Genomic DNA, 13,744 nt, shown 5'->3' on the forward strand with positions numbered 1-13,744 from the left:
TGAGGAGCGCGCGATGAGTGCCGCAGACACGACCACCCCCGCCAAGGCGCCGCCACCGCGGCAGGCACCACCCCCGCCGGCCGGTTCCCGGCCCCGCGGGAAGCGGCAGCCGGGCCTGACGGCCGCCCCCTGGCTGCTGCTCACCCCGTGTCTGCTGATCCTCGCCCTGGTCATGGGCTATCCCCTGGTCCGCCTGGTCACCCTGTCGTTCCAGACGTTCGGACAGTCCCAGCTCTGGGGCTTCCAGCCGGCCGAGTGGGCCGGGTTCGGCAACTTCTCCAAGGTGCTGGACGACACCGAGTTCTGGCAGGTCGTGCTGCGCACGCTCGTCTTCACGGCGGGCTCGGTGATCCTCACCATGGTCCTCGGCATGCTGATCGCCCTGCTGCTCCAGCGCGTCTCGGGGTGGGTACGGACCCTCGTCAACATCGCGCTGGTGGCCGGCTGGGGCATGCCGGTCATCGTCTCCACCACCGTCTTCAAATGGCTCTTCGACTCCGACTACGGCATCCTCAACGCCCTGGCGAGCAAGCTGCCCGGCGTCGACCTGATCGGCCACAACTGGTTCGCGAGCGGCCCCCAGGGGCTGGCCGTGATCATGCTGCTCGTGATCTGGGGAGCGGTCCCGTTCGTCGTGATCACGCTCAGCGCCGGCCTCACCCAGGTGCCCAAGGAGATGGAGGAGGCCGCCCGCCTCGACGGCGCGGGCGCCTGGGGCGTCTTCCGCTACGTCACGCTGCCCGTCCTCAAGCCGGTCGTCGTGATGCTCACGACCCTGTCGGTCATCTGGGACATGGGCGTCTTCCCCCAGGTCTTCGTCATGCGGGGCGGCCACCCCGAACCCGAGTTCCAACTCCTGACCACCTGGTCATACGACCGCGCCTTCGTGGTCAACGACTACGCGCAGGGCTCGGCGATCGCCCTCGTCACGGTCGTCCTGCTGCTCGGCGTGGTCGCCGTCTACATGCGTCAGATGCTGAAGATCGGAGAGGTCGAGTGACCGGCATCAGCTTGTCCGCACCCCGAAGGCGCCGCGGCTCCCGGCTCGGCTGGAACCTGCTCGGGCTGCTCGTCTTCGCCGTCGCCGGCTTCCCCGTCTACTGGATGGTCGACACGGCGATCAAGCCGGCCAAGGACGCCATCGACCCGGACCCGAGCCTGCTGCCGACCGGTCTCACCCTCTCCAACTTCCGCCGCGCGCTGGACATCGCCGACTTCTGGGGCCCGGTCGGCCGCAGCCTGACCGTGTCCCTGTCCGTCGTCGCGATCGGCGTCGTCGTGGGCATGCTGGCCGCGCTGGCCATCTCCCGGTTCGCCTTCCGCGGCCGCAAGGTCGTGATCATCGGCATCCTCGCGGTGCAGATGATCCCGGTGGTCGCCATGATCATCCCGATCTTCCTGCTGCTGAACGACCTGGATCAGTACGACAAACTCTCCGGTCTGATCATCACCTACCTCACCTTCATCCTCCCGTTCACGGTGTGGACCCTGCGCGGCTTCATCGTCAGCATCCCCCGGGAACTGGAGGAGGCCGCGATGGTCGACGGCTGCTCCCGCACCGGCGCCTTCCTGCGCGTCGTCTTCCCGCTGCTCGCCCCCGGCATGGTCGCCACCTCGGTCTACGGCTTCATCCAGGCCTGGAACGAGTACCTCTACGCCCTGATGCTGCTCAGCCAGGAGCACCAGACGGCGACCGTGTGGCTCGGCAACTTCACCACCAAGCACGGCACCGAATACGCACCGATGATGGCCGGCGCCACCATGATGGCCGTTCCGATCGTCGCCCTCTTCCTCCTCATCCAGCGCAAGATGGCCGCGGGCCTGACCGCCGGCGCCGTGAAGGGATAAGGCCCTCCGATGACGACATTCGCCCGCGGCACCGACACCCTGACCCGCGACGCGCTGACCGTCCTCCAGCCCGGCTTCACCGGCACCACGGCCCCCGACTGGCTGCTCCGCCGGCTCGGCGAGGGCCTGGCCTCCGTCGGCCTGTTCGGCCGTAACATCGCCTCGCCGGAACAACTGGGCGCTCTCACCGCCCAGCTGCGCGCGGAGCGCGAGGACGTCCTGGTCGCGATCGACGAGGAGGGCGGGGACGTCACCCGCCTCGAAGTGCGCTCCGGCTCGTCGTTCCCCGGCAACCACGCGCTCGGCGCGGTGGACGACGTGGAGCTGACCCGCCAGGTGGCCCGCGAACTCGGCCGCCGCCTCGCGGCCTGCGGGGTGAACCTCAACTGGGCCCCGTCGGCCGACGTGAACTCCAACCCCGCCAACCCGGTCATCGGTGTCCGCTCCTTCGGCGCCGACACCGGCCTGGTCGCCCGGCACACCGCCGCCTACGTCACCGGCCTGCAGTCGGCCGGGGTCGCCGCCTGCACCAAGCACTTCCCCGGGCACGGCGACACCGCCGTCGACTCCCACCACGCCCTGCCCCGCATCGACGCGCCCGCCGACGTCCTGGACGCCCGCGACCTGGCCCCCTTCCGCGCCGCCGTCGCCGCCGGCACCCTAGCCGTGATGAGCGCCCACATCCTGGTGCCGGCCCTGGACCCGGACCACCCGGCGACCCTCTCCCGGCGCGTCCTCACCGGCCTGCTCCGCGGGGAACTCGGCTACGAGGGCCTGATCGTCACCGACGGCATGGAGATGCGCGCGATCGCCGGCACCTACGGCATCGAACACGGCAGCGTCCTCGCCATCGCCGCCGGCGCCGACGCCATCTGCGTGGGCGGCGGACTCGCGGACGACGAGACCGTACGACGCCTGCGCGACGCCCTGGTCGGCGCGGTCCGCTCCGGCGAACTCCCCGAGGAACGGCTCGCCGACGCGGCGGAACGGGTACGGGCGCTGGGCCGCTGGACGGCGGAGGCGGCGGGCGCGAAGGGAGCGGACGTCAGGCAGGCGGACGCGGAGCAAGCGTGCGCGGACGGGGACCGGGACGGCGACGGGTGCACGGGCACGGGTGAGGTCAGGCTCGGAGTCACGCTCTCCCCGGCGGCCCGCCGCGACCCCTCGGCCGTCTCCGACGGCAGCGAGGACGGCGAGGGCGGCGACGGCGCGCGCGGGACCGGCATCGGGCTGGTCGCCGCCCGGCGCGCGCTCGCCGTGACGCACGCGGAGTCGTACGAGCCGCTGACCTCGCCCCCTTATGTCGCCGCCCTCACCCCGGTCGCCAACATCGCCGTCGGCGCCGAGACACCCTGGGGCGTCGGTGCCGAGCTGGCCCGGCTGCTGCCCGGCACCGAGACGGGCACCTTCTCGGGGGAGAGCGCCGGCCGGGACGCCCTGGCGGCCGCGGGGGAGCGCCGGATCGTCGCCGTGGTCCGGGACGAGCACCGCCACCCCTGGATGGCGGCCGCCCTGGACGCCCTGCTGTCCGCCCGCCCCGACACGATCGTCGTCGAGATGGGCGTCCCCCAGTCCCCGCCCCGGGGCACCCCGCACATCGCGACCCACGGCGCGGCCCGCGTCTGCGGCCGGGCGGCGGCGGAGGTCATCGCGGGAGTCTGACGACAGGACCTAGAGTCCCTGCCACTCCGGCTTGTTGGCGTAGGTGTGCCTGAAGTAGTCGGCCAGCTTCAGCTTGGAGGCGGCGGATTCGTCGGCGACCACCGTGGCGTGCGGGTGGAGCTGGAGCGCGGAGGCGGGGCAGACGGCCGCGACGGGACCCTCGACGGTCGCGGCCACCGCGTCCGCCTTGCCCTCGCCGGTCGCGAGCAGCACCAGGTGCCTGGCTTCCAGGATGGTGCCGATGCCCTGGGTGATGACGTGGTGCGGCACCTGCTCGATGTCGCCGCCGAAGAAGCGCGCGTTGTCGATCCGGGTCTGCTCCGTCAGCGTCTTGATCCGGGTCCGCGAGGCGAGCGACGAGCACGGCTCGTTGAACCCGATGTGTCCGTCCGTCCCGATCCCGAGCAGTTGCAGATCCACGCCGCCGGCCTCGGCGAGCGCGCGGTCGTACGTCTCACAGGCCGCCTGGACGTCCTCGGCCGTGCCGTCGGGCCCGGTGAACGCGTCCATCCCGATGCCGAGCGGCTCCAGCACCTCCCGGCGCAGCACCGAGCGGTAGGACTCGGGATGCTCGGCGGGCAGCCCCACGTACTCGTCGAGCTGGGCGATCCGCGCCCGCGAGACGTCCACCGCGCCGGAGCGCACCTTGGCGGCCAGTGCCTGGTAGACGGGCAGCGGGGTGGAGCCGGTGGCCACGCCGAGCAGGGCGTCGGGCTTGCGCCGCAGCAGCCGGGCCATGGACTCCGCGATCAGTTCGCCGCCCGCCGAGGCGTCCGGAACGATGACAACTTCCACGCTGGGCCTGCCGTTCTGAAGAGGGCCGGAAGGGGGACGGAAAGGGGCCGCGAGAGGGTCTGGAGAGAGCCTGGAGGGAGCCTGGAGGGGGGCCTGGAGGGGGGCCTGGAGGTCGGGAGGGGCTCGGTGGGAATCAGCATGTGGTTTAGACCAATCTAGCAGAACGGGGGTTCCGCAGGACCCCGCGTGACGACCTGTCCGGCCCCCCGCCGGCGCAAGCTCACGGCAGTCCCGAGGCGTTCGCGGAAATTGCCCCGGCCATCGGCCCCCGCAGCCGACCCGGGCGGACTAGGCTGCGTGATGTCGCCCGCCGACGCCCCTCGACGCACGTCCTCATATGCATGGACACGCCATCGTGGTCCAGTCCACAATTGCGGAGGGGGAAACCGCAGGGCGACAAGCTGAAAAGCCTCCGTCTTCCCCGCACAGGAAGGCGGATCGAGGAACCGCAAGCTCTCTGCCCTGACTGCTTCGGATCCTCACCTTCGGCCGGTTGGGACCGCACACCCCGCGGCCGATGATGCTCCGGGCTGCGGTGCCGGGTGGGCTGAGGGTCCCGCTCAGGCGCCGCGGCCCGCGGGTGTTTTCCGGCCGGCCGGAGCCCCGGGTACGCTCGCACATGTGCCCTCCATGAACGAACTGGTACGCCAGCACACCGACCTCGACGCGTCCGACCTCGAGTGGCTCCACCTGCTGGTCTCGGAGTGGCAGCTGCTCTCCGATCTGTCCTTCGCCGACCTGGTCCTGTGGATCCCCACCAGCGACGGCACGAGGTACGTCTCGGTCGCCCAGATGCGCCCCAACACCGGTCCGACCTCCTACCAGGACGACATGGTGGGCCATCTCGTCCCGCGCGGCCGCCGGCCCATGCTGGACGCGTGCCTCGACGAGGGCCGGATCGTGCGCGAGGGAGATCCGGAGTGGCGCGAAGAGGTCCCCGTGCGGGTGGAGTCCATCCCCGTACGGCGTGAGGGCCGCGTCCTCGGCGTCATCGCCCGCAACACCAACCTGCTGACCGTGCGCACGCCGAGCCGGCTGGAACTGACCTATCTGCAGAGCGCCTCGGACCTCGCGCAGATGATCGCGGCCGGTACTTTCCCCTTCCCCGGCCAGCAGGTCGACATGGACGTCTCGCCGCGTGCCGGCGACGGCCTGATCCGGCTGGACGCCGACGGCATCGTCCAGTACGCCTCGCCGAACGCCCTGTCGGCCTACCACCGGCTCGGCCTGGCCGCCGACCTGGTCGGCCAGGACCTGGGGCAGACCACCGCCGAACTCGCTCCGACCCGGGGTCCGGTGGACGAGGCGCTGGCCAAGGTGGCCAGCGGATGGGCGCCCAGGGAGTTCGAGATCGAGGCCCATGACGGGGTGATCCAGTTCCGGGCCATTCCGCTCAAGCCCAAGGGCGTCCGCATCGGTTCCCTGGTGCTGTGCCGGGACGTCACCGAACTGCGCCGCCGAGAGCGCGAGTTGATCACCAAGGACGCGACCATCCGGGAGATCCACCACCGGGTGAAGAACAACCTCCAGACCGTCGCGGCCCTGTTGCGCCTCCAGGCCCGCCGCATCGACTCCGAGCGCGGCCGGGAGGCCCTGGAGGAGGCCGTGCGACGCGTCGGCTCGATCGCCATCGTGCATGAGACGTTGTCTCAGAACCTGGACGAGCGGGTGGAGTTCGACGACATCGCCGACCGCGTGCTCGCGATGGTCGCGGAGATCTCCCCGGGCAAGGTCGCCGGCCGGCGCACGGGACGGTTCGGGATACTCGACGCCGAGGTCGCCACCCCGCTGTCGATGGTCCTGACCGAGATCCTGCAGAACGCCCTGGAGCACGGCTTCCGCGACGGGGACACCGGCACGGTCGAGGTCTCCGCGGTCCGCGGCGGCACCACCAGGGACGCGCGTCTCCTCGTCACCGTCCAGGACGACGGTGTCGGCCTGCCCGAGGGCTTCGACCCGCACACCGCGGGCAACCTCGGTCTGCAGATCGTGCGGACGCTGGTGGAGGGCGAGCTGGGCGGCACCTTCGACATGGTCCGGGTGCCGGAGGGCGGGACCCGGGTGCTTCTCGACATCCCGGTGCGCGTGCAGAAGTAACTGTGCGTACACGGGAGTGACCGACGCGCGCGGAAGTGACCGGTGCGTGCGGAAGTGACGGGGGAGGCGCGAAAGCGACGAGGGCGCGGCGGGGGAGCGGCGGGGGAGCGGCCAGGAGGACGCCGGGGCAAGCAAAAAGCCCCGGACCGCCATTGGTCCGAGGCTCGTGCTCGTTGCTGTGGTGCCCTCATGGTGAAGGGCAAGCATCGTGGGGGTACTGCGCGCTGCGACTCGGGGGCGGGAGATGCGTACGTGTTGTGCGCGCCGCCAAGCTCAGGCTGTCAGCAGGGGTGGGAATGTCAGGCGGAAGCCTGACGAGCCCGGTTGCGGGCGGCGCGGCGCTTCATTGCGCGGCGCTCGTCCTCGCTGAGACCACCCCAGACGCCGGAGTCCTGGCCGGACTCGAGCGCCCACTGCAGGCACTGCTCCATGACGGGGCAGCGACGGCAGACGGCCTTGGCTTCCTCGATCTGCAGCAGCGCAGGACCGGTGTTGCCGATGGGGAAGAACAGCTCGGGGTCTTCCTCGCGACAAACGGCGTTGTGACGCCAGTCCATGGCTGCTACCTCTCAGATTGCTTGTGAATGTGAACGCTTTCACGAATCCCCCAACAAGTGAAGGGCCGAACGCCAAGTTGTGACCGGCGTGGTCCTGAGTTGGAGAGGGGTTCTGGCGATCACCGAGGCCGGTGTTGCGGGCCGTCTCGATCGCCACGTAGAGACTCGCAAACCTCGGCGACGGATACAACCCCTTCCGGAAGATTTTTTTTGATTCCTCGGTGTCGACTAGGTCACAGCCGTACTTCCATGGGGTGGATCCTGGCCTAAACGTTCGAGTGAAAGGACTTTCGCCCGTTCCGCTCACACAATCACACGCAGTGCACGGCGTACGCCTGTGAACGTCACGCTGGTTCGCAGTCCGAGGTGGTCGCCGTCCATCTGGAGGGGCAGAGGGACCTTCGAATGCAAGGTGAAGCGGTCCAGATCGTGCAGGGAGACGGCGTGCTTGCCATGGGGTCCACGCTCGGGGGACGAAGTGAGCAACTGGGTGCCATACCGGGCAACCGCGGCCGTCGACAGGCGGCTGAGACCGAGCACGTCGATGCCGGTATCGAACGACGCCTTAGGCGACGTGTACATCGGGCGATTGCCGAGATACGTCCAAGGGGACGTGTTCGAGACTATGGCGACAACAAGATCGTCGACCGGATCGGCGCCCGGCCGTTCGAGCGTGATCGTGCCGTGCCGGCGGTGCTGCTCGCCGAAGAACTGCCGGACGACCTGACGGACGTACAACGCGTGTGTCGACTTCTTGCCGCGCTCGCGCTGCTGTTCGACCCGCCCGACCACGCCCGCGTCGAAACCGAGCCCGGAGTTGAAGGTGAACCAGCGCTGCGGCACCGACTCGTCCTCGGTGCCGGGTGTGCCCGAGGTCAGCCCCAGGCCGACGACCCGCTCGCTTCCGGTGCGCAGGGCGTCCAGCAGGGCGCCGGTCGCCTCGACGGGGTCGTTGGGCAGGCCCAGGGCGCGGGCGAAGACGTTGGTGGAGCCGCCGGGGACCACCGCGAGACCGGGCAGCCGCTCCAGGTCGGGGCCGGCGTGCAGCAGGCCGTTGACCACCTCGTTGACGGTGCCGTCGCCGCCCAGGGCCACGACCATGTCGATGTCGTCGCTCTCCGCCGCCTGCCGGCCGAGGTCGCGCGCGTGGCCGCGGTACTCGGTGGTGACCGCCTCCAGTTTCATCTCACTGGCCAGCGCGTGGATCAGGACATCACGCCTGCGTGCGCTCGTAGTGGTTGCCGCCGGATTGACCACGAGAAGTGCACGCATGCATCGCAGCGTACCTACTGGGGGGTATCGGGCCCAGACCGAGTTAGGGATCCGGTAAGAGAAGACGACGTGAGCCTGAACACGCGTGACCGCGCGCACCGTGTCCAGGTCGCGTACGACCGCCCCCGCGCGCGGGGGGACGGAGGCCGGGACGCGGCGGCCGCGTCCCGTGCCCGCAGGGCTACCCTTCTGGGGTGAGCAGCGAGCAGAACCCCGCCCCGGACACCGCCGACGCCGGAGCCGACGTCGTCGCGGACGGACCGCGCCCGAGCCGGCTGACCTGGGCGGCCGCCCTGGCCGCGCTGGAGGGGGCCGCCCTCGTGGCCGCGGGCGTCTGGGTCCTCGTACTCGGGCTCACCGGCGACCCGGACAACCGGCAGCAGGCCGTGACCGGCGGGATCACACTGCTCGTGCTCGCGCTGCTGCCGCTGCTCGCCGCGCGCGGACTGCTGCTCAGGCGCGGCTGGAGCCGGGGCCCCGCCGTCATCACGCAGATCATGGCCCTCCCGGTGGCCTACAACCTGCTCAAGGTCGACAGCATGGCCGTCGGCGCCGGCATCGCGCTCGCCGCGGTGGCCGTCGCGTCGCTGGTCCTGCTGGTGAACCGGTCCACGACCCAGGCCCTCGGGATCAAGGGACCGGGCCGGGCCGAGTAGGACGCCAGGAGCATCCAGGGGCACCTGGGAGCACCCGGGGGAGTACCCAGGAGCACTCGGGAGAGTGCCCAGGAGTACCGCCGCTGTGCTCCTGCCGCTCCTACTCCTCCACCAGGAGCTTCTCCCGCAGCTGGGCCAGGGTCCGGGCCAGCAGCCGGGAGACGTGCATCTGGGAGATGCCGACCTCCTGCGCGATCTGCGACTGGGTCATGTTCCCGAAGAACCGCAGCAGCAGGATTCTCTTCTCGCGCGGCGGCAGGTCCTCCAGCAGCGGCTTGAGGGACTCGCGGTACTCCACGCCCTCCAGTGCCTCGTCCTCGGCGCCGAGGGTGTCGGCGACCGCCGGGGACTCGTCGTCGGTGTCGGGGACGTCCAGGGACAGCGTGGAGTAGGCGTTCGCAGACTCCAGGCCCTCCAGGACCTCCTCCTCGGAGATGGCGAGCTTCTCCGCCAGCTCGTGCACCGTCGGGGAGCGGCCGTGCTGCTGCGACAGCTCGGCCGTCGCGGTCGTCAGCGCGAGGCGCAGCTCCTGGAGCCGGCGCGGTACGCGGACCGCCCAGCCCTTGTCGCGGAAGTGCCGCTTGATCTCGCCGACGACGGTCGGGGTGGCGTACGTGGAGAACTCCACACCGCGCTCCGGGTCGAACCGGTCCACGGACTTGATCAGGCCGATCGTGGCGACCTGGGTGAGGTCGTCCAGCGGCTCACCGCGGTTGCGGAAGCGGCGCGCGAGGTGCTCGACGAGCGGCAGGTGTATCCGGACCAGCCGGTTGCGCAGCTCCGCGTACTGCGGGCTGCCCTCCTGCAGCTTGCGCAGCTCGACGAACATCGCACGCGCCCCACTGCGGTCGTGGGGGTCGTGCTGTGCGGCCCGCACGGCCCGCGTGCCCGGCGCGTCGTCCTCGGCGTATCGCTCGTGCTCGCTCATCGTCCCGCCCGTCACCCTTCTCCGAGCCCTCGCCTCCGGCGGGGCGACGGAACCGGGTCCGCCGCGCTCCTCCGCAGGCGCGCTCTGCACGGCACCGTCCCTGCCGACCTGCGCGGAGTCGTCCTCCGGGTGTGGTCTGGCCTGCTCGGGGATGCCGTCGATGCCGTCGGTCATGCGTCGGGATCCGGTCGCCGGGCCGACGGCCTCCGACGACAGCTCCCGTGTGCCACGCTCTTCGTCCCGCACCGGACCGTCCCCGTTCCTCACGCCGGCCCGGGACCCGCGCCGCGCTGTTTGTAGAGGCTGATCGACACGGTCTTGTCCTCGTCGACGGCGGACGAGACCTTGCCCGCGAGGGCCGAGAGCACGGTCCACGCGAAAGTGTCACGCGAAGGGGCGTGACCGTCCGTGGTCGGCGCCGACACCGTGACCTCCAGCGAGTCGTCGACGAGCCGGAAGACACAACTGAGCACGGAGCCGGGCACAGCCTGCTGAAGCAGGATCGCGCAGGCCTCGTCCACGGCGATGCGCAGATCCTCGATCTCGTCCAGGGTGAAGTCCAAGCGGGCCGCCAGACCGGCCGTGGCCGTCCGCAGCACCGACAGGTAGGCACCCGCAGCCGGCAGACGGACTTCCACGAAGTCCTGGTTCGCCGTGGGTTCGCCTGCGATCTGGGACACCCTCACCTCCATGGTGGTACAAGCTTTACGGGGCCGAGGGTCGCCCCCCGGGGTAACGCGTACATGGTTCCGCGGTGACGCTATCGCGCTCGGAACGATCCTGTCCCCGGGACCCCGACCCCCTGGCGTCACTCACAGTAAAGCTGTGGATACGCTCCGTGTCTAGAGGGTTCGCGGGCCCAAATGGGAAGAGCGCGCGCCGGGTTGACGTACCCAGACGTCAGACGCTCGAACCGTCCCCGAGAGCGGTGGCGGCCGCGTGCCGTCTCCCGTGCAGTGTCACACGAGAACGTGGTCGACGAAGCACCACCGCCAGTCCTCGCCGGGTTCGAAGGTCCGCATCACCGGGTGACCGGACTCCGTGTGGTGCGCCGTCGCGTGCTGCTTCGGCGAGGAGTCGCAGCAGCCGACGTGGCCACAGGTCAGGCAGAGCCGCAGCTGCACCGGGTGTGTCCCGTCCGCGAGACACTCCAGACAGGTTTCGCTGAGCGGCTCGGGGTCCGGGTGCGGCAGCGCGTCGGCGTGCGTGCACTGTTTCATGATTGCCAGATTACGACGGTCATGCCGGTGGCCGCGCGGAAAAACGAGGGCGGGCGAGGATCATGGACGTGATGCCGCTGCTGTTGCTGGTGGCGGGCAGCGCCGCGGTCGCCGGAGCGGCCCGCCGTAGTCCGGTGCCGGCCCCCCTGCTGCTGGTCGCGGCGGGACTCGCGGTCTCCTACGTCCCCGGCGTGCCGGACTACACCCTCCAGCCCGACGTCATCCTGCCGCTGCTGCTGCCCCCGCTGCTGTACACCTCGGCGAGCGACAGCTCCTACCTGGACCTGCGGGCCCAGAGCAGGCCGGTGGCGCTGCTGTCGGTCGGCTACGTGCTCTTCGCGACCGTCGTCGTCGGCTGGGCCGCCTACCGGCTGATCCCCGGCCTGCCGCTGACCGCCGCGCTGGTGCTCGGCGCGGTGGTGGCACCGCCGGACGCGGTGGCCGCCACCGCGGTCGCGCGGCGTGTCGGGCTGCCGTCCCGGATCACGACGATCCTCCAGGGCGAGTCCCTGCTGAACGACGCCACCGCGATCACCGCCTACAAGGTCGCCCTGGCCGCCGCCATCGGCGAGGGCGCGACCTGGTCGGGCGGCGTCACCGAGTTCCTGGTCGCCGCCGTCGGCGGTGTCGTCGTCGGCCTCGTCCTCATGGCGCCCCTGCACTGGCTCCGTACCCACCTGCGCGAACCCCTCCTGCAGAACACGCTGTCCCTGCTGATCCCGTTCGTCGCGTACAGCCTCGCCGAGCAGTTCCACGCCTCCGGAGTGCTCGCCGTCGTGGTCGTCGCCCTCTATATCGGCCACCGCGCGTGGGAGGTCGACTTCGCCACCCGGCTCCAGGAGGAGGCGGTGTGGAAGATGGTCGCCTTCATCCTGGAGTCGGCGGTCTTCGCCCTGATCGGCCTCCAGCTCCCGGTCGTCCTCAGGGGACTCGGCGCGTACGAGGGCGCCAAGGCCGCCGGGTACGCCGTCGTCCTCTTCCTCGTCGTCGTCCTGGCCCGGTTCGTCTGGGTCTACCCCGCGACCTTCGTGCCCCGCGCCCTGTCGGCGCGCATCAGGGAGCGCGAGGAGAACCTCACCTGGAAGGGCGCGCTGGTCACCAGCTGGGCCGGCATGCGCGGCGTGGTCTCCCTCGCCGTCGCCTTCTCCATCCCGGCCACCGTGCACGGCGGCCACCCCTTCCCGCAGCGCAACCTCATCCTCTTCCTGACCTTCACCACCGTCATCGGCACCCTGGTCGTCCAGGGCCTGAGCCTGCCCCCGCTGATCCACCTGCTGAAGTTTCCCGGCCGCGACCGGCAGGCCGAGACCCTCGCCGAGGCCAACGCCCAGGCGCAGGCCTCCCGCGCCGCCGAGATCCGCCTCGACGAACTCCTCGCCGACGAGCGCAACGCCCTGCCCCCGCCACTCGCCGACCGCCTGCGCAGCGTCCTGGAGCGCCGCCGCAACGCCGTCTGGGAACGGCTCGGCCAGGTCAACCCGGTCACCGGCGAATCCGTCGACGACACCTACCGCCGGCTGTCCCGCGACATGATCAGCGTCGAACGCCAGGTCTTCGTCACGCTCCGTGACCACCGCTACATCGACGACGAGATGCTGCGCGCGCTGCTGCGGCGCCTCGACCTGGAGGAGGCGGCGGCTTACCGGGAGGCGGGGTGAGCGGGGGCCGGCCGCCGGGTCCACCGGTCTGTCCGGTCGGGCCGGCCAGGCCGCCGGGCCCACCGGGTCACCCCCTAGGTCGCCGGGAACGGCCGTCCGGTGATCACCGCTGCGACCGTCGTCCCGGGCGCGAAGGCGCCCTCCCCGGCCAGGGTGACAAGTCCGTACAGCAACTTGGCGACATAGAGACGCTCGACGGGCAGCCCGTGCCGCCGCTCGAAATCCCCGGCGAAGGCGTCGAGCTCGGGTGTCGTGCGGGCGTAGCCGCCGAAATGGAAGCGGTCGTCGAGGGACCAGGTGCCGGTGCGGGCGCCGAATGCGCGCTCCTGGAGGGCCTGTATGTCCGCCTCCAGGAAGCCGCCCTTGAGGACCGGGACGCCGAGGGCACGCTGTTCCGTGTCCAGTCCGGCGGCGAGTCCGGCGAGGGTGCCGCCGGTGCCGCAGGCCACCGCCACGACATCGGCCCGGCCGCGCAGCTCCGCGCCGAGCGCCCGGCAGCCCCGTACCGCCTCCGCGTTGCTGCCGCCCTCGGGGACGGCGTACGCGTCCTCGGCGCCGGCCGCGCGCAGGATCGCCGCCAGCGTCTCCGGCTCGCTCTTGCGCCGGTACGTCGATCTGTCGACGAAGTGCAGCCGCATGCCGTCGGCCGAGCAGCGGGCGAGGGACGGGTTGAGCGGCCGGTCGGCCAGTTCCTGACCGCGGACCACGCCGACCGTCGGCAGCCCGAGGAGGCGTCCCGCGGCGGCCGTGGCCCGCAGGTGGTTGGAGTAGGCACCGCCGAAGGTGACGAGCGCCCGCCCCCGCGCGGCCTCGATGTTCGGCACCAGCTTGCGCCACTTGTTGCCGATCAGCTCCGGGTGGACCAGGTCGTCCCGCTTGAGCAGCAGGCGCACCCCCCGGGCGGAGAAACGATCGTCCCGGACCTCCTGGAGGGGCGAGGGGAGCGCGGGTGCGAGCGGGTCTGGGCTGGTCACGCGCCCATTGTCACCCGAGGTGGCCACGCGGTCGGGCGGCCAAGTGGTCGGGCGGTTGGGCTGCCAGGCAGCGGGGT

At 71.2% G+C, this 13,744-nt stretch carries 13 protein-coding genes; 6 read left to right on the top strand and 7 right to left on the bottom strand.

The window, feature by feature from the left end; translation table 11 throughout:
* Positions 1-13: 13 nt before the first annotated feature.
* Genes OIB37_RS24460 through OIB37_RS24470 form a run of 3 tightly spaced genes read left to right on the top strand, consistent with a single transcriptional unit; the run spans position 14 to position 3,510 of the window.
* Positions 14-1,000 (top strand): carbohydrate ABC transporter permease, encoded by a 987-nt coding sequence (locus OIB37_RS24460; protein WP_330459748.1) that lies wholly within the window; start codon positions 14-16, stop codon positions 998-1,000.
* Positions 997-1,848: a carbohydrate ABC transporter permease gene (locus OIB37_RS24465; protein ID WP_330459749.1), complete on the top strand. Its 852-nt coding sequence runs from the start codon at positions 997-999 to the stop codon at positions 1,846-1,848. Before OIB37_RS24460 ends, OIB37_RS24465 begins: the two co-directional genes overlap by 4 nt.
* A gap of 9 nt (positions 1,849-1,857) precedes the next feature.
* Positions 1,858-3,510 carry a glycoside hydrolase family 3 protein gene (locus OIB37_RS24470; protein WP_330459750.1) on the top strand — a complete coding sequence of 551 codons (1,653 nt, stop codon included), beginning with the start codon at positions 1,858-1,860 and terminating at the stop codon, positions 3,508-3,510.
* 9 nt (positions 3,511-3,519) lie between these two features.
* Here OIB37_RS24470 and nagB read toward each other — a convergent pair whose 3' ends face one another.
* Positions 3,520-4,305 (bottom strand): glucosamine-6-phosphate deaminase, encoded by a 786-nt coding sequence (gene nagB, locus OIB37_RS24475; protein WP_330459751.1) that lies wholly within the window; start codon positions 4,303-4,305, stop codon positions 3,520-3,522.
* Between the two features lie 630 nt (positions 4,306-4,935).
* Between nagB and OIB37_RS24480 the strand changes: the two genes are divergently transcribed.
* Positions 4,936-6,402 (top strand): sensor histidine kinase, encoded by a 1,467-nt coding sequence (locus tag OIB37_RS24480; RefSeq protein WP_330461957.1) that lies wholly within the window; start codon positions 4,936-4,938, stop codon positions 6,400-6,402.
* Positions 6,403-6,701: 299 nt separating this feature from the next.
* On the opposite strand, the gene OIB37_RS24485 is transcribed toward OIB37_RS24480, so the two are convergent.
* Both OIB37_RS24485 and OIB37_RS24490 read right to left on the bottom strand, forming a co-directional pair.
* Positions 6,702-6,959: a WhiB family transcriptional regulator gene (locus tag OIB37_RS24485; RefSeq protein ID WP_016639615.1), complete on the bottom strand. Its 258-nt coding sequence runs from the start codon at positions 6,957-6,959 to the stop codon at positions 6,702-6,704.
* Between the two features lie 303 nt (positions 6,960-7,262).
* Positions 7,263-8,231 carry a diacylglycerol/lipid kinase family protein gene (locus tag OIB37_RS24490; RefSeq protein ID WP_330459752.1) on the bottom strand — a complete coding sequence of 323 codons (969 nt, stop codon included), beginning with the start codon at positions 8,229-8,231 and terminating at the stop codon, positions 7,263-7,265.
* 194 nt (positions 8,232-8,425) lie between these two features.
* Between OIB37_RS24490 and OIB37_RS24495 the strand changes: the two genes are divergently transcribed.
* Positions 8,426-8,887, top strand: a complete 462-nt coding sequence (locus OIB37_RS24495) for a hypothetical protein (RefSeq protein WP_330459753.1) — start codon at positions 8,426-8,428, stop codon at positions 8,885-8,887.
* A 100-nt stretch (positions 8,888-8,987) separates the two neighbouring features.
* Here the strand turns inward: OIB37_RS24495 and OIB37_RS24500 are convergent, their stop codons facing one another.
* The 3 genes from OIB37_RS24500 to OIB37_RS24510 form a co-directional block, all read right to left on the bottom strand.
* Positions 8,988-10,082 (bottom strand): RNA polymerase sigma factor SigF, encoded by a 1,095-nt coding sequence (locus OIB37_RS24500; RefSeq protein WP_330459754.1) that lies wholly within the window; start codon positions 10,080-10,082, stop codon positions 8,988-8,990.
* Positions 10,079-10,495, bottom strand: coding sequence for an anti-sigma regulatory factor (locus tag OIB37_RS24505; RefSeq protein WP_030741206.1), 417 nt, complete (start codon positions 10,493-10,495; stop codon positions 10,079-10,081). The genes OIB37_RS24500 and OIB37_RS24505 overlap by 4 nt, the downstream gene beginning before the upstream one ends.
* Before the next feature lie 279 nt (positions 10,496-10,774).
* Positions 10,775-11,035: a UBP-type zinc finger domain-containing protein gene (locus tag OIB37_RS24510; RefSeq protein WP_330459755.1), complete on the bottom strand. Its 261-nt coding sequence runs from the start codon at positions 11,033-11,035 to the stop codon at positions 10,775-10,777.
* 62 nt (positions 11,036-11,097) lie between these two features.
* Here OIB37_RS24510 and OIB37_RS24515 point away from each other — a divergent pair, with 62 nt between their 5' ends.
* The gene (locus tag OIB37_RS24515; RefSeq protein WP_330459756.1) at positions 11,098-12,693 is read left to right on the top strand and encodes a Na+/H+ antiporter; all 1,596 of its coding nucleotides are present in this window, start codon (positions 11,098-11,100) and stop codon (positions 12,691-12,693) included.
* Between the two features lie 74 nt (positions 12,694-12,767).
* On the opposite strand, the gene OIB37_RS24520 is transcribed toward OIB37_RS24515, so the two are convergent.
* Positions 12,768-13,667 (bottom strand): 1-aminocyclopropane-1-carboxylate deaminase/D-cysteine desulfhydrase, encoded by a 900-nt coding sequence (locus OIB37_RS24520; protein ID WP_330459757.1) that lies wholly within the window; start codon positions 13,665-13,667, stop codon positions 12,768-12,770.
* Positions 13,668-13,744 lie beyond the last annotated feature (77 nt).

Origin of the sequence: Streptomyces sp. NBC_00820 (assembly GCF_036347055.1) — a bacterium.
Classification (GTDB): domain Bacteria; phylum Actinomycetota; class Actinomycetes; order Streptomycetales; family Streptomycetaceae; genus Streptomyces.

Bases quoted from the DNA above. Each gene is read 5' to 3' on its own strand.
- OIB37_RS24460 (WP_330459748.1), top strand. From the start codon at position 14: ATGAGTGCCGCAGACACGACCACCCCCGCCAAGGCGCCGCCACCGCGG.
- OIB37_RS24470 (WP_330459750.1), top strand. From the start codon at position 1,858: ATGACGACATTCGCCCGCGGCACCGACACCCTGACCCGCGACGCGCTG.
- OIB37_RS24480 (WP_330461957.1), top strand. From the start codon at position 4,936: ATGAACGAACTGGTACGCCAGCACACCGACCTCGACGCGTCCGACCTC.
- OIB37_RS24485 (WP_016639615.1), bottom strand. From the start codon at position 6,959: ATGGACTGGCGTCACAACGCCGTTTGTCGCGAGGAAGACCCCGAGCTG.
- OIB37_RS24490 (WP_330459752.1), bottom strand. From the start codon at position 8,231: ATGCGTGCACTTCTCGTGGTCAATCCGGCGGCAACCACTACGAGCGCA.
- OIB37_RS24510 (WP_330459755.1), bottom strand. From the start codon at position 11,035: ATGAAACAGTGCACGCACGCCGACGCGCTGCCGCACCCGGACCCCGAG.
- OIB37_RS24515 (WP_330459756.1), top strand. From the start codon at position 11,098: ATGGACGTGATGCCGCTGCTGTTGCTGGTGGCGGGCAGCGCCGCGGTC.